Source organism: Janthinobacterium sp. AD80 (assembly GCF_002878455.1).
Classification (GTDB): domain Bacteria; phylum Pseudomonadota; class Gammaproteobacteria; order Burkholderiales; family Burkholderiaceae_D; genus Janthinobacterium.
In genome coordinates, this window is record NZ_NRDQ01000082.1 from 1 (window position 1) to 18,662 (window position 18,662).

The 18,662-nt window shown below is 64.0% G+C and carries 22 protein-coding genes and 1 pseudogene; 12 read left to right on the top strand and 11 right to left on the bottom strand.

The genetic code is table 11. The features are described from left to right. The 5 genes and pseudogenes from JaAD80_RS16555 to JaAD80_RS16575 all read right to left on the bottom strand — a co-directional run. Nucleotides 1-273, bottom strand: a pseudogene (locus JaAD80_RS16555) (hypothetical protein); the annotation flags it as partial. Nucleotides 274-339: 66 nt separating this feature from the next. Beyond that, entirely contained in the window at nucleotides 340-585 is a 246-nt protein-coding gene (locus JaAD80_RS16560; protein WP_102295580.1) for a hypothetical protein, read from the bottom strand. Nucleotides 586-595: 10 nt separating this feature from the next. Further along, nucleotides 596-2,095: a DUF4331 domain-containing protein gene (locus JaAD80_RS16565; RefSeq protein WP_102295582.1), complete on the bottom strand. Its 1,500-nt coding sequence runs from the start codon at nucleotides 2,093-2,095 to the stop codon at nucleotides 596-598. Between the two features lie 383 nt (nucleotides 2,096-2,478). Further along, nucleotides 2,479-3,141, bottom strand: a complete 663-nt coding sequence (locus JaAD80_RS16570; protein ID WP_258003032.1) for a DUF1109 domain-containing protein — start codon at nucleotides 3,139-3,141, stop codon at nucleotides 2,479-2,481. Continuing rightward, on the bottom strand, nucleotides 3,122-3,718 hold the full coding sequence (locus JaAD80_RS16575; RefSeq protein ID WP_102295586.1) for a sigma-70 family RNA polymerase sigma factor: 597 nt from the start codon (nucleotides 3,716-3,718) through the stop codon (nucleotides 3,122-3,124). The genes JaAD80_RS16570 and JaAD80_RS16575 overlap by 20 nt, the downstream gene beginning before the upstream one ends. Nucleotides 3,719-3,878: 160 nt before the next feature. Between JaAD80_RS16575 and JaAD80_RS16580 the strand changes: the two genes are divergently transcribed. The 4 genes from JaAD80_RS16580 to JaAD80_RS16595 all read left to right on the top strand — a co-directional run bounded on the left by JaAD80_RS16580 (nucleotide 3,879) and on the right by JaAD80_RS16595 (nucleotide 6,459). Continuing rightward, nucleotides 3,879-4,697, top strand: coding sequence for a DUF1223 domain-containing protein (locus tag JaAD80_RS16580; RefSeq protein WP_102295588.1), 819 nt, complete (start codon nucleotides 3,879-3,881; stop codon nucleotides 4,695-4,697). Beyond that, nucleotides 4,697-5,302 (top strand): cytochrome b/b6 domain-containing protein, encoded by a 606-nt coding sequence (locus tag JaAD80_RS16585; protein WP_102295589.1) that lies wholly within the window; start codon nucleotides 4,697-4,699, stop codon nucleotides 5,300-5,302. Before JaAD80_RS16580 ends, JaAD80_RS16585 begins: the two co-directional genes overlap by 1 nt. Before the next feature lie 51 nt (nucleotides 5,303-5,353). Further along, nucleotides 5,354-6,085 (top strand): molybdopterin-dependent oxidoreductase, encoded by a 732-nt coding sequence (locus JaAD80_RS16590; RefSeq protein ID WP_374755250.1) that lies wholly within the window; start codon nucleotides 5,354-5,356, stop codon nucleotides 6,083-6,085. A gap of 83 nt (nucleotides 6,086-6,168) precedes the next feature. After that, the gene (locus JaAD80_RS16595; protein ID WP_102295593.1) at nucleotides 6,169-6,459 is read left to right on the top strand and encodes a pentapeptide MXKDX repeat protein; all 291 of its coding nucleotides are present in this window, start codon (nucleotides 6,169-6,171) and stop codon (nucleotides 6,457-6,459) included. A 90-nt stretch (nucleotides 6,460-6,549) separates the two neighbouring features. On the opposite strand, the gene JaAD80_RS16600 is transcribed toward JaAD80_RS16595, so the two are convergent. Continuing rightward, nucleotides 6,550-6,837 carry a hypothetical protein gene (locus JaAD80_RS16600; RefSeq protein ID WP_258003033.1) on the bottom strand — a complete coding sequence of 96 codons (288 nt, stop codon included), beginning with the start codon at nucleotides 6,835-6,837 and terminating at the stop codon, nucleotides 6,550-6,552. Nucleotides 6,838-7,131: 294 nt separating this feature from the next. Here JaAD80_RS16600 and JaAD80_RS16605 point away from each other — a divergent pair, with 294 nt between their 5' ends. From JaAD80_RS16605 to JaAD80_RS16615, 3 genes are read left to right on the top strand one after another with little or no spacing between them, the layout of a single operon-like run. Then, nucleotides 7,132-8,340 (top strand): MFS transporter, encoded by a 1,209-nt coding sequence (locus tag JaAD80_RS16605; RefSeq protein WP_102295596.1) that lies wholly within the window; start codon nucleotides 7,132-7,134, stop codon nucleotides 8,338-8,340. Next, nucleotides 8,337-8,783, top strand: a complete 447-nt coding sequence (locus JaAD80_RS16610; protein WP_102295598.1) for an ankyrin repeat domain-containing protein — start codon at nucleotides 8,337-8,339, stop codon at nucleotides 8,781-8,783. Before JaAD80_RS16605 ends, JaAD80_RS16610 begins: the two co-directional genes overlap by 4 nt. 45 nt (nucleotides 8,784-8,828) lie before the next feature. Continuing rightward, nucleotides 8,829-9,470, top strand: coding sequence for a CatA-like O-acetyltransferase (locus JaAD80_RS16615; RefSeq protein ID WP_102295615.1), 642 nt, complete (start codon nucleotides 8,829-8,831; stop codon nucleotides 9,468-9,470). Here JaAD80_RS16615 and JaAD80_RS16620 read toward each other — a convergent pair. After that, entirely contained in the window at nucleotides 9,467-10,225 is a 759-nt protein-coding gene (locus JaAD80_RS16620; RefSeq protein WP_258003034.1) for a helix-turn-helix transcriptional regulator, read from the bottom strand. The genes JaAD80_RS16615 and JaAD80_RS16620 overlap by 4 nt on opposite strands. Before the next feature lie 86 nt (nucleotides 10,226-10,311). On the opposite strand from JaAD80_RS16620, the gene JaAD80_RS16625 reads away from it, so the two are divergent. Beyond that, nucleotides 10,312-11,073, top strand: a complete 762-nt coding sequence (locus JaAD80_RS16625) for an alpha/beta fold hydrolase (RefSeq protein WP_102295602.1) — start codon at nucleotides 10,312-10,314, stop codon at nucleotides 11,071-11,073. Between the two features lie 5 nt (nucleotides 11,074-11,078). Here JaAD80_RS16625 and JaAD80_RS16630 read toward each other — a convergent pair whose 3' ends face one another. Together JaAD80_RS16630 and JaAD80_RS16635 are read right to left on the bottom strand one after the other, a co-directional pair. After that, nucleotides 11,079-11,720 carry a LysE family translocator gene (locus JaAD80_RS16630; RefSeq protein WP_102295604.1) on the bottom strand — a complete coding sequence of 214 codons (642 nt, stop codon included), beginning with the start codon at nucleotides 11,718-11,720 and terminating at the stop codon, nucleotides 11,079-11,081. 106 nt (nucleotides 11,721-11,826) lie between these two features. Continuing rightward, nucleotides 11,827-12,903, bottom strand: coding sequence for a YeiH family protein (locus JaAD80_RS16635; RefSeq protein ID WP_102295605.1), 1,077 nt, complete (start codon nucleotides 12,901-12,903; stop codon nucleotides 11,827-11,829). A 106-nt stretch (nucleotides 12,904-13,009) separates the two neighbouring features. Between JaAD80_RS16635 and JaAD80_RS16640 the strand changes: the two genes are divergently transcribed. Continuing rightward, the gene (locus JaAD80_RS16640; protein WP_102295607.1) at nucleotides 13,010-13,912 is read left to right on the top strand and encodes a LysR family transcriptional regulator; all 903 of its coding nucleotides are present in this window, start codon (nucleotides 13,010-13,012) and stop codon (nucleotides 13,910-13,912) included. A 19-nt stretch (nucleotides 13,913-13,931) separates the two neighbouring features. Here JaAD80_RS16640 and JaAD80_RS16645 read toward each other — a convergent pair whose 3' ends face one another. Then, on the bottom strand, nucleotides 13,932-15,050 hold the full coding sequence (locus JaAD80_RS16645) for a flavodoxin family protein (protein ID WP_102295609.1): 1,119 nt from the start codon (nucleotides 15,048-15,050) through the stop codon (nucleotides 13,932-13,934). A 128-nt stretch (nucleotides 15,051-15,178) separates the two neighbouring features. Here JaAD80_RS16645 and JaAD80_RS16650 point away from each other — a divergent pair, with 128 nt between their 5' ends. Continuing rightward, the gene (locus tag JaAD80_RS16650; RefSeq protein WP_102295610.1) at nucleotides 15,179-15,745 is read left to right on the top strand and encodes a helix-turn-helix domain-containing protein; all 567 of its coding nucleotides are present in this window, start codon (nucleotides 15,179-15,181) and stop codon (nucleotides 15,743-15,745) included. Nucleotides 15,746-15,752: 7 nt separating this feature from the next. Next, nucleotides 15,753-16,277 (top strand): GNAT family N-acetyltransferase, encoded by a 525-nt coding sequence (locus JaAD80_RS16655; protein ID WP_102295612.1) that lies wholly within the window; start codon nucleotides 15,753-15,755, stop codon nucleotides 16,275-16,277. A gap of 244 nt (nucleotides 16,278-16,521) precedes the next feature. Here the strand turns inward: JaAD80_RS16655 and JaAD80_RS16660 are convergent, their stop codons facing one another. Beyond that, nucleotides 16,522-17,916, bottom strand: a complete 1,395-nt coding sequence (locus tag JaAD80_RS16660; protein ID WP_102295613.1) for a methyl-accepting chemotaxis protein — start codon at nucleotides 17,914-17,916, stop codon at nucleotides 16,522-16,524. Between the two features lie 339 nt (nucleotides 17,917-18,255). On the opposite strand from JaAD80_RS16660, the gene JaAD80_RS16665 reads away from it, so the two are divergent. After that, complete coding sequence (locus tag JaAD80_RS16665) at nucleotides 18,256-18,519, top strand: DUF378 domain-containing protein (RefSeq protein WP_219726835.1); 264 nt, start codon at nucleotides 18,256-18,258, stop codon at nucleotides 18,517-18,519. Nucleotides 18,520-18,662: the final 143 nt, after the last annotated feature.

Sequence of the window (18,662 nt, forward strand, 5' to 3'; positions counted from 1 at the left end):
CCAGGGCGCCAGCGCCGCCTGCGCGTAGCCCAGGTAGCGCGGGTCCGTCTCGCTGCGCGCCAGTCCGATGTAGCGCTGCGCCAGGCCGCTGGCCAGGGCCAGGTCTTGCGGGGTGGTATTCAATTGCTGGCGCAAGGCGCGCAGTTCAAGCTGCGTGGCGTCGGCGCGGCGCGGCAGCTGCTCGATGACGGCGCCGCCGTCTTTCGGCGTGTAGGGCGCGGCCAGGGCCAGCGCGGGCAGGCAGGCGCACAGCAGGGAAATGGCTATTTTCATCGTCGGCGCAGGCGAAGTTAGAAGGTAGGGGCGCCGCAGAGTTGCCTCTGCGGCGCCCGCAGGGGCTTACAGCGGTACCGGCTCCGTGTTGTCCGGCGACGTCGCCATGATGGCGTCGATGCTGACGCCTTCCTTGTCATCGCTGGTGGTCAGGATGACGTTGCTGACGGCCACATAAAAGGCGTCGAGCATGGCCACCGGTGGCGGGTTGACGCCGCCGCTGCCGCTATCGGTGTGGCTGCTGCCGCCGCCACCGCAGCCAGCCAGCAGGGCCGTGAGCGCCAGGGCGCCGAGTGCATGGTGCTTTTTCATCGCGTTCTCCTTACATCTGTGGCGAACCGGCCACGGGATTTTTCAGGTAAGGGAAACCGGCCGTGAACGCCGTTTCGTCGAGGAAGGCGCCGTCCGTGAAGTGCAGACCGCCGGCAGGTGCATCGGCCGGGGCGCAGCCGATGTTCAGGGTGCACAGCTTGCCCATGGCCACGCGCAGCACCACGTCCACCACGTCGTCGCCGGGGCGGCGGCCGTTCGGGAAGCCCGCGTTATCGCCGCCGATGACGCCAAGGCGGTTCTGTGCGCCGACATTCGTGGCGGCGATCGAGGTATTCAGGCGCAGCATTTCGGACGCCGTCACGGTGACGGGCTGGTTCACGCCCTTGATGCCCGTGAGGAAAGTGGCCACCAGGTCATTGCGGGGGAAGTTGGTGGGCGCCTTGGCGCCGGCCGAGCCGTACAGCACTTCCACCAGGGCGGGCGCCGTCGGATTGGTGACGTAGTCGGCGAACTGCGCATCGCCCGATGGCTTGCTGGCATTGAAGCGGTCCTTGTCCTTCAGGCCGATCACCAGTTCATTCACCAGCGGCATGCCGAGGCGCGACACTTGCACCCAGGCGCCGCCTTCTTTCGACGCAGCCGTGCTGGTGCCTGGCGCCGGATTGAGCAAGCGGCCCTGGCGCAGGCTGGCCGTGGTCCAGCCGCCGATGACAGGGTCGGCGCCCGCCGTCAGGCAGGCGGTCGGCACTTCCATCTCGATGGCCGTGACGTTTTTCTTCGCCAGGTCGTCCTTGGCGGCCGATTCCGCATTCGCGGCGAATTCCGTGGCGGGCGCCTTGATGTTGATCAAGTCGAACGTTTCGCCCAGGTTCACCACGAACGGGTCCTTGCGCTGGCCGACAAACAGGCGTGCCGGCGTGGCGCAGCCGGGAATATTCACGGCATACACGTGCTGCGCGGCATATGCGGCGTAGTTGGGGATGGCCTTGTTGCCGATATTGTCGACCGGCTTGTCGAACGTCGTGCCGCCGCCCGTGGCATTGGTCACGCTGCTGCGCGTGCCGCTGCGGCGGTCGCCCCGCACCACGGTGACGCTGTAGGTTTCGCGCACGTTCAGGCCGGCAGGGTTGACGGTGTCGATGGCGCCGCCGTTGATCACCAGCGGGATCGAGACTTTCTTGCCGCCCACGGTGAACTGGCCATCCTTGATGGTATTGGTGAAGCGGAACTGGAAGGTGATGTCTTCCTTGCCGTCGCCATTGTTGTCGATGTGGATTTCATACAGGGCGTTCGGGTCCATGGCGAAGTAATTCGGCCCGCCATAGGCATCCTGCAGGGGAATATAGTCGGCCACAAGGGTGGTATAGGCGCCGCGGCCTGTTTCATAACTGCGGAACATATAGAAGTCGGTGGCGTCGACTTTCGGGTTTTGCGTGATGAACGGTGCTTCGCGGTGGCTGGAAGCGAAGGCCGATGGCGCGATGGCCATGGCCAGCAGGTTGCCGAGGATGGCGGCGCCCAGTGCGGTTTTCGAGTGGAACAAAGACATGTCGATTCTCCCTGAATTGTTATGCGCAGTGACAGGACTTGCTGGAATTACGGGGCTGCAACACTTGTACGGCGCACCAGCACGATCAGATTCAAATCCTTACGATTTATTTTAGGTAGGGGATTGAACGGCCGTCGATCGTCAGGGGCTGGCGCACCGGATCAATCTACGCGTGTATTTCAGCTCAGCAAGAATATAAGTTTTGTGGATAGGAAAAGACAGGGCTGCGACCGCTGGCGATAGCCTGTTGCCCTATGCCGTCAGGCATGGCAGGGCTGGCGCCTGCGCGTGGAAAGGCGTGGGAATGTGTGACTTTGCGGATATGAAGTCGATAGACACGAAAAAGCCGCTTGACCGGCGCCAGCGTTGCGGCGACAGTGCGCTCACCAGGCCAGCACCCTGGGGCCGATGGCGGCGCCGATGGCGGTCGGCACCAGCATGCCCAGCACATACCAGAAGCCGACGAAGCTGGCGGCCAGTTCCGGGCAGTGCAGGCAGTAGACGAGGGCGGCCATGCCACCGGCGGCAAATCCGGCAGCCGCGCCCGCCAGGCGCAGCTGGGTGGGCGCCAGCTGGCGCATCAGGCGCAGCATGGCGGCCAGGATGGGCAGCGACAGCATGGCGATCAGCAAGGGGCAGCTGCGCCAGGTGGCGCCCCAGAACAGCTCTGCCCGCTGTTCGGCTGGCGCTTCGTTCAGGATGATGGCACCCAGCGCCCACATCAGGAACAGGGGCATGGCAATCAGCAGGGGCAGGGCGCGGGTGGCCGCGCCCGGCACGCACAGGCGGCGGCTCACATGCCAGGCCGCCAGGGAGATGCAGATGACGAAACCGACCTTGATCCAGAAGTCGGGCAGCAGGATCAGCTGTTCCAGGTTCGGACGCACGCCCAGCAGCATGGCCATCAGTGCCACGCTGGCCAGCACGCCTGCGCCCACAGTGGCAGCGGCGCGCCAGGGGGCGCCGGGCGGCGCGGCGGCAGCCACGTCCGGGCCGCTGGCCAGCATGGCGATCAAGTCATCGGTTTCATGATGCATTCCTTTCATTGCTTGTTCGTATGTTGGCCGCCAGTGCCTTCAAGCCGCGATGCACGGCCACTTTGACGCTGGCTTCCGACATTCCCATGGCGGCCGCCGTGTCACGCACGGACCAGCCGTCGAGTTTGGTATGCACGATGGCATCGCGCTGTTGCGCCGGCAAGGTATGCAGCAGGACGGCCAGGTCGCGGCTGGCCTCGGCAGCGTCGGCATCGGCGCTGGAAAACAGTTCCTGCGTACTATCCTCCTCGTCATATGGCAAGTGCTGCGCTTCGCGCCGCGCATGCCGGCGCAGCCAGTCGATCAGTTTATAGCGCGCGATCGCATGGATCCACGACGTCAGCGGTACACCCGTGTCATACGTCAGGCGCTGGTTGTGGATGGCCAGCAGGCATTCCTGCACCAGGTCTTCCACCTCGTCCGGCCAGCGCTGCAGGCGGCGCCGCAAAAACGCGCGCAAATGGCCGCTGGTGGCCTGCAAGAAGCTGCGATAGGCCGCCGCATCGCCATCGAGCCCGCGCAGCATCAGGCCATGCAGCCGCAGTTCCGTGCCATGCAGATGTTCGCTTACTGGTATTCGTTGCATGCAGGCCTTTGGTGACAGGCGATGAAAAAAATAAATCGCAGATTATTTGCGGGCCGCTGTAACCAATCCGCACGGGGCGGCGAATTGACAGGCAAGCACCGTTGTTCACTCAACGCTTCTTGAGTCAACGTCTCTTAATTCAATATACCGGCTAACGACCATGGATATCAAGCACCGACTTGCAAGACTTTTTCTCCCCATGCTGAGCCTGGCCGTGGTCATGCCGGCCGGCGCGCAAATGGATGCCAGCCAGCGCTGCACGGTGAAAAGCGGACCGCGGACGGCGGCGCTGGTGGAACTGTACAGCAGCGAAGGCTGCTCCAGCTGCCCGCCCGCCGACCTGCGCCTGAATGCCTTGCGCCAGGAGATGGGGGCTGGGACGGACGCGGCCAGCCTGGTCGTGCCGCTGGCGCTGCACGTGACGTACTGGGACCAGATCGGCTGGAAGGACCCGCTGGCGCAGGCCCAATTCGACGCGCGCCAAACCGAGCTGCTGCGCCACCAGCCCCGTCACGTGGCCTACACGCCGCAGTTTTTCGTCGGCGGCACGGAATTGCGCGGCTGGGATACGCAGCTGCCGGCCGCCATCCGCCGCATCAATGCGACGGCCGCCGCCGTGAACATCAGCCTGTCCGCCACGCCGGGCGCTGCGGGCAAGCTGCTGCTGGAAGCGGAGGCGGCGGCGCCCGACGCGCGCACCGGTGGCGAACTGTACGTAGCCATCAGCGAAAGCGGCATCGTCTCGAAAGTGCTGCGCGGCGAGAACCGCGGCGCCACCCTGCATCACGACGCGGCCGTACGCTTGTGGCTGGGGCCGGTATCGCTGGCGCAGGGCCGCGCCCAGCTGCGCCGTGAAGTGAACCTGCCCGCCAGCTGGCGTGTGGAACAGCTGCACGTGGTCGCCTTCGTGCAGCGCACCGGCGGCAGCGCCATCCTGCAAGCCGTCAGCACGGCGCAATGCGCCAAAGGAGTCCTGTGATGTCTGCCCACGCCATATCGACCACGACCATCCACCCCGCCTGGCTGCGCATCACGCACTGGCTCAACGCCGTGGCCGTGGTGGTGCTGGCCACCAGCGGCTGGCGCATCTATAACGCGGCGCCGTTCTTCCCCTTCGAACTGCCGCGCGCCCTGACCCTGGGCGGCTGGCTGGGCGGCGCCCTGCAATGGCATTTTGCCGCCATGTGGCTGCTGGCGGCCAATGGCTTGCTGTATCTGCTCATCAATATCGTCTCGGGGCGGCTGCGGCGCCAGTTCTTTCCCCTCTCGCCGCGCCTGCTGCTGGCCGATTTTGCCGCCGCGCTGAAAGGCAAGCTCGCGCATGCCGATCCGCGCCACTACAACATGGTGCAGCGCGCCGCCTACCTGTTCGTCATGCTCGACTGCATCGTGCTGGTGCTGTCCGGGCTGGTGCTGTGGAAATCCGTGCAATTTCCCATCCTGCGCGAGTTGATGGGCGGCTACGAGAGCGCGCGCCGCGTGCATTTCATCGCCATGGCGCTGCTGGTGGGCTTTGTCGGCGTGCACCTGGTGATGGTGGCGCTGGTGCCGCGCACCTTGCTGGCCATGCTGCGCGGGCGCTAAGGAGAAACCATCATGAAAAAAACCATCATCGTGCACGAGCAGGGCCAGGCCATGCTGGCAGACGCCCTGCGCCAGATCGCGCAGCCATCGCGGCGCCTGTTCCTGCAGCGCGGCCTGACCCTGGGCGGCCTGTCCTTGTTGACCGGCTGCAATGTCAGCGACCAGTCCAGCATCGAGACGGCCCTGACGGCTGTCTCGCGTCTTAACGACAAGGTGCAGGGCTGGCTCTTCGATCCAGGCAAGCTGGCGCCGACCTATCCCGACTCCATGATGACAAGGCCGTTTCCATTCAACGCGTATTACGGCGAGGACGAGGTACAGGAAGTCGACGGCGACGCCTGGCGCCTGGAACTGAGCGGTTTGATCACGGACAAGAAATCGTGGAGCCTGCCGCGGCTGCGCGCCTTGCCGCAGGAAACGCAAGTCACGCGCCACATCTGCGTGGAAGGCTGGAGCGCCATCGGCAAGTGGGGCGGCGTGCCGTTCTCGCATTTCCTCAAGCTGGTCGGCGCCGACACGACGGCGAAATATGTGGGCTTCAAATGCGCCGACGATTACTTCACCAGCATCGACATGGCCACGGCCCTGCATCCGCAAACCATCATGGCCTTGACGTACGACGGCGCGGAACTGCCGCCCAAGTACGGCTACCCGATGAAACTGCGCATGCCAACCAAACTGGGCTACAAGAATCCCAAGCATATCCAGGCCATATTCGTCACCAACAGCTACACGGGCGGATATTGGGAGAACCAGGGCTACAACTGGTTCGGCGGTTCCTGAACACGTTGAGCAGCAGCCGTAGCACAGCAACAGCTTTACCACCGGGCAATTTTGCCCATCCAACCTAGAGACAAGGATTCATCATGAAAACCATCATCACCGCCATCATCGCTTCCGCCATCCTCATGTCGGGCGCCGCATTCGCCCAGGACGCCATGAAAAAAGACGCCATGGCCAAGGACGCTCCGGCCGACGCCATGCACAAAGATGCGATGCACAAGGATGGCATGGAGAAAAAGCCGATGGCCAAGAAGCACATGAAAAAGGATCACATGGCCAAGGATGGCATGGCGAAAGATGCCATGGCCAAGGACGGCATGAAGAAAGATGAAATGAAAAAAGATGGCATGGACAAGGATGCGATGGCCAAGTAAGACTGGCTGCCTTGCGTCGCCTTGAGTGAGGCGGCGCAAGGCCAGTTTGCCGCCAGGGCTTTCCCTGCGCGCACTCGCGCAGTCAAGGCCTCAGGCGCTGTTACGGCTATGCTGGAAATACAGATAGACCAGGCCGATGGGCGCAATGATGGGCGCCAATATCAGGCAGGCCAGCATGCTGACGATCTTGAACGATATCATCAGGATGGCACTGACAAAAAAGACATTATCGCCAACAATAAATTCGACCATGCTTTCATAGACAAAGCGCGAATACGGATACAGCGGAACGAAGACGAGCATCCACCATGGCATGGCGCGATCGGGGTGGGTCTCATTGGCTGCGGAAAACACCCAGAACAGCAGGCCAGCCATCAAGGCGGCGAAGAAAAGCTGACGAAAATAATATTGTCTGGACAAGCCGCCAAAGGTTTTTGCCAGTATTGAATACATTTTTGTCATGCAAGTTAAATGTTGATACTACATTGCCCAGGCGGTATTTCCAATGGGGAACTTTGGCGAAAATGAATTAAGCATGCCTGCGTAGCAGGTTCAGAGTGCCGCCAGCAGAAAAAGTTTCCAAGGCAAGCGTGAAGCGGCGGCAGATCAGCCTGCCACATACGGGTTTGGTGTAAGCTGAATGCCCCTGATTTCCTCCATGCACCGTCATTCATGAGCGAACCATCTGCCACCGGGCTGTCCGCAACGTCGACGACTTCCGACAAACCCCTGCGCCGCCGCGCGCTGTTCGCCGCCTGTGGCGCGCATGCCGTGCACGACGGCCTGACGGACGTCATCTATGTGTTGTTGCCGATCTGGCAAGCCCAGTTCAGTATCAGCTACGCCATGGTGGGCCTGCTGCGGGGCTCGTACTCGGGCATGATGGCCGGATTTCAATTGCTGGCCAGCCGCCTGGCGCGGCGCTGGGGACGCGAACGGCTGCTGGTGGGCGGCACGGCGCTGGCCGGACTCGCCTATCTGATCGCGGGGCAGGCGGGCGGCCTGGCCGTGCTGCTGCTGGCCTTGCTGCTGGGCGGCCTGGGCGCCAGCACCCAGCATCCGCTGGCGTCGTCCATCGTCACCGACACGCACGAGGCGGGCGGCGGCGTGAAAGAAGCGCTGTCGCACTACAATTTCGCCGGCGATATCGGCAAGACCCTGATACCCGCACTCGTGGGCCTGCTGTTGCTGGTGTGCAGCTGGCAAGCCAGCGTTTCCTTGCTGGGCTTGCTGGGCCTGGCGGCGGCCGGTGTGTTGTGGTGGCTGCTGCCAAAAGCCGGCGACATCCAGGCCAGCCAGCAGGCAGTCGCCAAGCCGATTGCGGGGAATGGCGCGCCCGCCAGCTTCCGCGCCTTGCTGGCCACCGGCACCCTGGACAGCGCCGTACGCATGGGTTTTCTCACCTTCTTGCCATTCCTGCTGAAAAGCAAGGGCGCGGGCACGGCCGGCATCGGCGTGGCTTTATCTCTGCTGTTTGTGGGTGGCGCCTTCGGCAAGCTGCTGTGCGGCTACCTGGGCGCGCGCATCGGCATGATGAAAACCGTGTGGCTGACGGAATCGATGACGTCGCTGCTCATCGTGCTGGCGTTATGGCTGCCGCTGGCTGGCGTCATGGCCATGTTGCCCATGCTGGGGCTGGCGCTGAACGGCACCTCGTCCGTGCTGTACGGCGTGGTGCCGGAACTGGCCGCGCCCGGCAAGCGCGAGCACGCGTTTGCCCTGTTTTACACGGGCAGCATCGGCGGCGGGGCGCTGTCGCCCGTGCTGTTCGGCGCCCTGGGCGACCATACCAGCGTGCCTGCGGCCTTGCTGGCGCTGGCGGCACTGTTGCTGCTGACCTTGCCGCTGGCGTGGCGCGTGCAGAAAGGGCTGGCGCGATGAGCGGGCAGCTGGCGCAGGGCGACTGGTTTGCGCGGGAACAACTGCACCGCGCCGCGCGCGATGGTGACGTGCGCGAGATGCGGCGCTTGCTGGACGCGGGTTTTTCTCCGCAGCTGTTCGATGACCTGAGCCGCACCCCGCTGCACTATGCGGTCGAGGGCGAACACTACCGCGCCGCCGCGCTCTTGCTGGATGCGGGCGTGCCCGTGAATCTGCATGAAGCAGACAAGATCGGCGAAACGCCGTTGAGCCTGGCCGTGCAGGGCGAGTATGTGGAAATGGTCGCGCTGCTGCTGCGCCATGGCGCGGACCCGGATATTCCCGGCTGGATGGGGCTGACGGCACGCCTGCGCGCGCACAAGCGCAAGGACCAGGTGGGCAGGCAGATCGCCGCGCTGCTGGCGCGCCATGCGCCCGCTTGCGCCAGGAAATCACCGGCTTGACCTGCACACTTGCCCGCCAGCCATGCCATCGTCTACACTCGCCGCATGAAAAATTTTGAAAAGCGGCGCGACCGCTATGACTTGTTCCGCAAGTTCGACAATCCGCTCGTCAACATCAACTTCCAGCTCGATGTGCCCGACTTTCGCCCATACTGCAAGGCGAATAACATACCCGTGTTTCACTTCTTCCTGTTCTGCCTGCTGAACACCGTGAAGGAGATCGACAATTTCATGTACCGCATCTACCAGGGCGAAGTGATCAAGATCGACGATTTCCCCGGCTCGTACACCGTCATCAATGGCGACCAGAACCTCAATTACACGAGTTTTGCCATGACGGACCAGCTTGATGTATTCATCGCCCGCAGCCTGGCAGCCAAGCGCATCGCCGAAGCCAGTTCAGCACTGATCAATACAGGCGAGCATTTGAGCGAACGCGAGCAGCGCAACAGCATTTTCATCACCTGCCTGCCATGGCTGGAGCTGGCCGCCATCGAGCATCCCGTCTACCGCCACCGCGACGCGGATATCCCGACCTTTACCTGGGGCAAGTTCGGCCCGGCGCAAGAAGACGGCCGCATGCGCGTGCCGTTTTCCGCGCAGGCGCATCACGGCTTTGTCGATGGCTACCACGTGCAGACACTGGCGCAGGCCTTGGCGCAGCGTATTGCCGCCATTATTGCCTAGTCCAGATAGCCGCTGGGCGCCTGCCCCAGCACGCGCCGAAAGGCGGCCGTGAAGGCGCTGGGACTGGCATAGCCGAGGTCCAGCGCAATGCGGGTGACGGCCTGGCCCCCGGCCAGACGCGTGATGGCGGCCAGCAGACATGCCTGCTGGCGCCACTGGGCAAAGCCGAGGCCCGTCTGGGCGCGGAACAGCCGGGTGAAGGTGCGCCGGCTCATGCCTGCCTGCGCCGCCATTGCGTCCACGCTGATATTCTGGCTGGGCTGTTGCAGCAGTTGCGTGCACAGCCGGGCCAGGCGTGGCTCCTGCGGCAGGGGCGCGCTCAGCGGCAGCGGCGCCATGGCGGCGATTTCGTCTAACAGCAAGGCCATCAGCCGTCCCGCGCGCGATTGCCCCACATATAAAGCATCGACGGTGACGGCTTGCTGCAGCAGCTGGCGCAGCAGGGGCGATGCATCGAGCACCTGGCAATGGCGCGGCAAGCCCGCCGTGGCGACGGCATCGTCGTCGATGAAGACATTATGCATGGTCACGGCGCCATGCATGCGCATGCCGTGCGCCAGGCGCGCCGGCACCCAGCACGCCCGCTGCGGCGGCACCAGCCAGTTGCCGTGCGGCGTGAATACGCTGATGGCGCCCCGTGCCGCGTATGCGAACTGCCCGCGCGCATGGCAGTGGCTGGCAAAGACAGCATCGGGCGCATGGTCGCGCGCCGTGGCGATCAGGGCGCGCGGTACTTCTGTGTAAAAATCATCCATGGCCCGTACTCTACAGTATTTGACCTGGCGTCGAAGGCGGGCTGGTGCGTGCATGTCTACCATGCAGGCTTTCTTCAAGGAGGCATATGCACAATACCTATCATCGCCTGGGCCACGGCCCCCACGCTGTCATCGTCCTGCACGGCTGGTTTGGCGACGCGCAGGCATTTTCACCGATGGAAGCCGGTCTGGACGGCAGTGCCTTCAGCTATCTCTTCATGGATTGCCGCGGCTATGGCGGCATGCGCGGCGTGGCGGGAGACTATTCGATGGACGAGATCGCCGCCGATGCGCTGGCGCTGGCTGATGCCTTGGGCCTGGCCACCTTCAGCGTGGTGGGCCACTCCATGGGCGGCATGGCGCTGGAACGGCTGGCCTTGCTGGCGCCATGGCGTGTGCGCAAGCTGGTTGCCGTGGCGCCCGTGCCCAGCTGCGGCGTGGCAATGGATGCAGCGGCGCAGCAACTGTTTCTCAACGCCAGCGGCAGTCTGGCGGCGCGGCGCGCCATCATCGACCGCAGCACGGGCGGGCGTTTGCCTGCCGCCTGGCTGGACTGGAAGGCGCAATACTCATGGGAAAGTTCGGATCAGGCCGCGTTTGCCCGCTATTTCCTGGCGTGGAGCGAAACGGATTTCAGCGTTGAAGTACAGCGGACGGCGTCACGGCTGCCCTTGCTGGCGCTGGTGGGGGAGCATGACCCGCGTTTCGATGCGGCCCTGATGCGCCGCACGTATCTGGCGTGGTACCCGCAAGCCATGCTGGAGGTGCTGGCCAATGCGGGACATTACCCGATGAATGAAACGCCGCTGGCCCTGGCAGCCAGCGTTGAGGCGTTCCTGTCGGCGTAAGGCGTTTATGCCGCCTTGGCGCGCAGGCGCAGCAGGCTCAGGCCCAGCAGCACGAAGGCGCCGCCGGAGATGCGGTTGAACAGCTTGGCGCGGCCTGGCGTGGCCAGCTGGGTTTTCAGCAAGCGCGCCAGGTTGGCGTAGAACAAGTGCGCCAGCATGGCGCAGGCGACAAACGAGGCCGTCAGCACGGCGAACTGAATGCCGACCGGCTCGCCTGGCGTGATGAATTGCGGGAACAGGGCCGAAAAGAACAGGATCGCTTTTGGATTGGTCAGCGCCACCGTCAAACCCTGGCGAAACAGTTTCCAGAACGAATTCGGATTCGCCGCGCCTGGCGCCACGGGCGCGTCGGCCACGATGCTGGTCTTGCTGCGCCATTGCTTGATGCCCAGGTACACCAGGTACAGGGCGCCAGCCAGTTTCAGCAGCATGAAAGCCGTGGCCGACGTGGCCAGCACGACGCCCATGCCGGCCATGGCCACGCCGGAAATGATGAACAGGCCGAAACCATTGCCCATGCTGCTGATCATCGCGCGGCGCGGGCCGACGGCGATGGAGTTCGAGATGGCCAGCAAGACGGCCGGGCCGGGAGAAAACGTGACGAGCAGGGCGACGCTGCAGAAAAGCAGCCAGTTCGAGAGATGCATGGGTGTTCCTGGATGGGGCCGGAGCCGGATTGAGAGTCAAAACACCCGTATTGTACGAAGTTTTCGGCTCCCGCGCCGGCCGCTTTGGCCCGCATCAGATAGCCTGTCAGGCAAACAGGCTGGCCACCACATGGTTGATGGCCGCGCCACCGGCGATCAGCCAGCAGAACAGCAGGCCAGCGAGCAGCAGGGGCTTGATGCCGGCGCGGCGGATGGCCGACATGTGCGTCGTCAAGCCGAGCGCCGCCATGGCCATGGCCAGCAAGGCTGTGTCGATATCGGTGATGGCGGCGACCACGCCGCCCGACAGCAGGCCCAGCGAATTGAAGGCAACCACGGCGATGAAGATGAAGGCAAACCAGGGAATCGCCAGCCTGGCCGCTTTTTCCTTGCCGCCGGGCTTGTCCTTGCCGCGCGCCAGCACTGCCGACAGGATGACGAGGAAGGGCGCCAGCATCATCACGCGCACCATCTTGGCGATCACGGCCGCATTCGCTGTTTCCTGTCCGATCGACTTGCCGGCCGCCACCACCTGCGCCACCTCGTGCACGGTCGAGCCGATGTACACGCCAAAGGCGGATGGCGTTGCCGCCAGCACATGCCAGCCCAGGTTCAGCTGGTACAGCAACGGGTACAAAAAGATGGCGATGGTGCCGAATACCACGACGGTCGACACGGCCACGGTAACGTCCTCGCTGCGGCCCTTGACGACGGGTTCGGTGGCCATCACGGCGGCCGCACCGCAGATCGAGCTGCCCGCGCCGATCAGGATGGCGCTATTGCGCTCCAGCTTGAAGACCTTGACGCCGAGGAACATAGCCAGGCCAAACGTGGACGCCAGCACCAGCGCATCGATGGTAATGCCTGCCAGACCCACCTGGCCGATGTCCTGGAAGGTCAGGCGAAAGCCGTACAGGATGATGCCCAAGCGTAATAAAGTCTGCTTGGAAAACGCCACACCGGCGCCGCAGGCGGGCGCCAGGCGGCCATACACGCTGTTGCCGAGCACGATGCCGAGGATGATGGCCAGGGTCAGGGCGCTCATGCCGTGGCTTTGCATCCATTCCAGCTTGCCCAGTTGAATGGCGCCATAGGCGATCACGCCGCTCAGCAGCAGGCCCGGCAGCAAACGGCCGTAGCGGTCGCTGACACTGTTTGAATTTGTTGTTGATAGGGATGACATGCCGTACTCCGTGTTCTTGTTGCGTATGGCATGACTGTACAGTTCGCCGATTAAATGGTAAAACGGATTGTTTTTGTATCTTTAACCTTAAAAATAGGTAGATAGCATGTCGCTAACGTTACGCCAGCTGCAAATCTTTCTCGCCGTGGCGGACACGGGCAGCACCAGCGCGGCCGCCGAGCACATTGCCCTGTCGCAATCGGCCACCAGCGCGGCCCTGAATGAACTGGAAACCCTGCTGGGCGCGCAGCTGTTCGACCGGGTGGGCAAGCGCCTGGTGCTCAACGACAATGGCCGCTTGCTGCTGCCGCAGGCGCGGCAGATGCGCGACGCGGCCGCCAGCATCGAGCGCCAGTTCGCGGGCGCCGACCCGTCCGTGCCCGTCAGCCTGCAGATCGGCGCCAGCACGACCATTGGCATCTACCTGCTGCCGCAGATCCTGGCGCAGGCGGCGCAGCAAACCGGGCGCAGCATCCCGCAAGTGACCATTGCCAACACGGCCGACATCGCCGCCGCCGTGGCCGAGTTCAAAGTCGATATCGGCCTGATCGAGGGGCCGTGCCACGAGGCGGGCTTGCTGGTGGAGCCGTGGCTGAAGGACCAGATGCTGATCGTGGCCGCGCCCTCGCACCCGCTGGTGCAACTGCGCCATTTGCTCAGTTTTGCCGAGCTGAACCAGGCGGGCTGGCTGCTGCGCGAGGCGGGCTCGGGCACGCGGGAAGCCGTGGAACAGGCGCTGGTGCCGTATTTGCACTACTTGCGCGCCGCTGGCGAGTTCAGCAATTCGGAAGCCATCAAGTATGGCGCGGCGGCCGGCCTGGGCATCGCCTGCCTGTCGCGCGTGGTGGTGGCCGATTTATTGGCCAGCGGCCAGCTGGTGGAGCTGGACACCATGCTGCCGCCATTGACGCGCAACTTTTATCTGATACGTCAGTCTAAAAAGATCCTTTCGCCCCGGTTGACGGGATTTTTGGAACTGTGCCGGCATGCGTCGCGCATGGCGGGGTAGCTCTGGTGGCGTGCCGGCTTCACTTCGGCCGGGGCGGCTGCAGTTGCGCGTCGGGCGGCGCCAGCTTGCCGGCGCGCAGGCGTTTGACGGCTTGCGCCACGGCGCGTGCCACGTTGCGCACTTCTTCCTGCATGGCCGTATCGCGGTCCAGCGTTTCATGGCTTTGCGCGTAGCTGTCGTAATAGCCGATGTAGCGGTCCAACCGCGACTTGGCGCCCGCGTCGACCAGGCCCATCCAGTCCAGCCAGTCGGATAAGCCCCGCCGCACGCCTTCGATGCCGGCCACGTCGCCATGCACGACGAGGCCATAGGCGCGTCCCGCCAGGTGTTTCGGATAATCCCAGCCCTGCAACTCCAGCGCTTTCGCTTCCACGGCCTTCTTGCCGTGCGTGGAGGTGGGGTCGGGATTGCCGCCATCGGCGCAGACGAGGCGGTCTATCATCAGCTTGAGCACGCTGGGCGTCTGGTACCAGTACACGGGCGTGAGGATGATGACGGCGTGCGCGGCAGTCCAGCGTTCATAGATGTCCGCCATCCAGTCGTTGGTCTGGCGCTCGCCATGGTTGGGGTAGCAGCTGCATGGCCAGTGGCACAAAGGCATGGCCGTCGAGACACAGCCCTTGCACGGGTGGATGTGCAAGTCATATGAGGACGTCAGCAGGCTCAGGTCCAGCACGTCCGCTTCGATGTTGTCGGCCTGCAGCACTTCCTTGCACCATTGCGTCATGCGCCAGGTCTTCGAGATTTCGCCTGGGCAGGAACCGTCATTGCGCGCCGCGCCGCAGACCAATAGCACGCGCGAGCGCGTGGCGGGGTCTTGCTGGCGCGCCTCGGCGGCCAGCAGGCGGTCGCGCGTGGCTTTCCATTCCAACGATAAATCGTAGTCGGGGTCGGCAAAACCTGGCCCGGCCTTTTGCGTGACGGGCGCCTTGCGGCCATCCTGGTAATTCTTCCACGCCACTTCTTCCACCTGCACCAGGGCGCCGCGCACGGCATCGAACGCGGGGTCGGCAAACGAGCGGATGAATTGCAAATGGAATTCGACCCGGCCCAGCGGCGCGGGCGCCTGTCCCTCGCGCGGCGCTGGAACGGCGGCCTGCCTGGCGGCTGGCGTGGTGTCGGGGGGAGTGGCGGACATGGCTTCTCCTTGATCGGATATCGCATGTTGCGCGATACCGGTTTGCCGGTCTGTGCGTTGAGCAACGATGCGGCGCGGGTGGACAGCGTCGCTTGCAATATTTCCAGTTATGGAATAAATTCCCATATATGGAAAATGCAGATGACAATCATACCGAGCAGCGCCTGGCGCAGCGCCTGAAACAATTGCGCGTGGAGCAGGGCTGGTCGCTGGACCAGCTGGCGAAGGCAAGCGAGGTCAGCCGAGCTACCCTGTCGCGTCTGGAAAATGGCGAGGTCAGCCCGACGACCGCCGTGCTGGGCAAGCTGTGCGCCGCCTATGGCCTGGCCATGTCCAGACTGATGCGCATGGTGGAAGACGATTTTCCTGCCGTGCTGCGGCGTGCCCAGCAAAGCGTATGGAGCGATCCCGAGCTTGGCTTTCGCCGCCGCTCCATCTCGCAACCGGCACGCGCGCTGGCCGGCGAAGCGCTCGAATGCGAGCTGGACGCAGGCGTGACGATACGCTATGCGGCTTCGCCCCGTCCCGGCATGGAACACCATCTGCTGCTGCAAGAGGGCAAGTTGTGCGTGACCGTCGACGGCGCCGTCCACGATTTGCTGGCCGGCGACTGCCTGCGCTACCAGTTGCAGGGCGCCAGCGCTTTTGTCACGCCGCCTGACAGCGGCGCCCGCTATTTTCTGTTCATCGTCTGAGGCCGCCATGCAAGCATCGCTCCATCTGTTCACCGCCACCGATATTCGCGTCCGCCTGCCGGCACTGGGCGCCTTGCTGCAAGCGTGCGTGCACGACGGCGCCAGCATCGGTTTTATCCTGCCCTTCGACGTGGCGGCCAGCCAGGCATTCTGGATGGACAATGTCTTGCCCGCCGTCGCGCGCGGCGTGCGCCTGCTGCTGGTCGCCGAAGTCGACGGCAAGGTGGCGGGCGCCGTGCAGCTGGACTGGGACACCAATCCCAACCAGATGCACCGGGCCGAAGTGCGCAAGCTGCTGGTCGACCCGGCGTTTCGCCGGCGCGGCATCGCCCGCCTGCTGATGCAGGCGCTGGAGGCGCAGGCGCGCGCCTTGCCGCGCAGCCTGCTGACGCTCGACACGCGCAGCAGCGACCATGCGGAACCGCTGTATTTGTCGCTCGGCTACGTGGTCTCGGGCAGCATACCCGCCTACGCGCTGGCGCCAGCAGGTGACAGGCTGGACGCCACCACCATCATGTACAAACAGCTGTAGCGGGGAGGCGCGGGCCAGCGCTTGCGCCCATCCTCGCACGCTGCGCGCTGGCGGCACAGCGGCACAGCGGCAGTGCGACGCAGTCACGCGCAGCCGTGTCGCGGGCCGTCGCGGAGCCGATGGCGCGCATGCTTGCCGCTGCCGCTGCCGCTGCCGCTGCTACGCTGGCGGAGCCGCAGCGCTGGCTGGCGGCGCATATCGTCATGCGCCTGGACAGTCGCGCATCAGGCTGTCCGATCGGTGTTTACGCCTTCAGCCGTGCCCTGGCGGCAGGCGGGCGTGCCGCGCGCACAGGCGCTGTATTGTCTTGCACGGCGACCAGGCTGACGCCGCGCACCGCTGGCGCCGGCAGCGCCTCATTGCCCAACTTGAAGACAGCTACCGTATCCGACAACTGATGGGCACGCTCGCGCATGGCCGCTGCCGCCGTCGAGGCTTGCTCCACCAGCGCCGTATTTTCCTGCGTCACATGCTCCATCTGCACGATGGCCGCATTGACTTGCTCGATGCCGGACAATTGCTCGCCGCTGGCCGTGCTGATCTCGCCTATGATGTCCGTCACGCGACGCACGCTGGCAACGATATCGCGCATGGTGGCACCCGCCGTATCGACCAGGCGCGCGCCCGCATCGACGCGCTCGACGGAATCGCCGATCAGCTGCTTGATTTCCTTGGCCGCGCCGGCGGAGCGTTGCGCCAGGGTACGCACTTCGGCGGCCACGACGGCAAAGCCCCGTCCTTGCTCGCGCGCGCGCGCCGCTTCCACGGCTGCATTCAGGGCCAGGATATTCGTCTGGAAGGCGATGGCGTCGATGACTGCGATAATATCGACGATCTTTTTGGAAGACGCATTGATCGAGGTCATGGTCTCCACGACTTGCGCCACCACGCTGCCGCCTTTGCCAGCCACGTCGGCAGCCGATTGCGCCAGCTGGTTGGCTTGGCGCGCATTGTCCGCATTTTGCTTGACAGTACCCGTCAACTCTTCCATCGAGGCGGCCGTCTGCTCCAGCGAACTGGCTTGCGCCTGCGTGCGCTGCGACAGGTCCAGATTGCCGGCGGCGATTTCGCCTGAAGCAGCGGCCATGTGCGAGGTGCCGCCGCGCACGTCGCCCACGATATGGATCAAGCTGGCATTCATGTCCTTCAAGGCTTGCAGCAGCTGGCCCACCTCATCGCTGGAGTCGACGCGGATATGTTCGCTCAAGTCACCGCCAGCCACCTTGCGCGCCACCTTGACGGCGTGGCGCAGGGGCCGCACGATGCCGCTGCTGATGAACCAGGCCGTAGCCAGGCTCAGCAGGCCGCCGACCACGCCCAGTGCAATCACCAGCACGCTGGTATGTTGCGCCCGCTGGATCGCCGCGTCGGCCGCCGCGCGCATCTGCGCCGATTGCTCGGCGATCTGCCGGTCGATGCCGGCAAGGGCTTGAGGGCTGCCGGCCTGGGCTTGCGTGGCATTGCGCAAGCCATGCAATTGCTCGATGCGCGCATAGCGCTGGTTCACGCTGGCATCGATTTCGCTGCTCACGCTGGACAGCTGCTGCGTGCTGATGAGCACTACCACCGCCAGCAGGAACGAGGTGAGCAAAAAGCCTGTCATCAGGCGTACACCGATGCGTATGTTTGAAATATTCATGTCCCCTCAGCTGTTGTCCCATGGTGGCCGCCAGCCTTGCACACGGCTGATCGCGGCGCTGCATCCCCTGAAGTTGCCGGGGTGAAATGAGTGTGGCAGCGCAGTACTGAGTAATCTATAAATATTTCCATATTGGAATTTGTTGCTGCTTATTAAGCAACAGAGGGCGAAATAATGTCGGAAAAAATCACGGCCGATAATCAGGACTTTTCCTACTTGATGACTCGGGATTGTCTGACTAGCCATTTCGGCGCTCCCGCCTACACTCCAGTCCTGGCCTGCGGCGAGCCGGCTGGCGGTGTGAGGCGACGGATTTTATTCATGACCAAGGAGGCCGAGATGGCAAATATACAATCGGGTACGGAAGGCACGGTACGTGCGGAACTGGCGGCAATGCGCTTGAATGCGCTGGACTGGATCGCGATGGTGCTGCTGATCGTGGGCGGCTTGAACTGGGGACTGGTGGGGCTGTTCGATATCGACGTGGTGGCGCGCCTGCTGGGTGTCATGACGACGGCGTCGCGCACCGTGTATGTGCTGGTGGGACTGGCTGCCATCTATACGATCTACCTGTGCGTGCGCAAGCTGCCCGCCAAGCCCTAGGAGAAGCGCATGCCTGTTGGTGCCAACCCCAAGCGCGAACGCGAATTCAGGAAGATGGAAAAGGAGTTCAAGCAGGAAGGACGCTACCGGGGCCGCGAGGAAGAGGTCGCGGCGCGCATCGTAAACAAGCAAAGGGCGCAAAC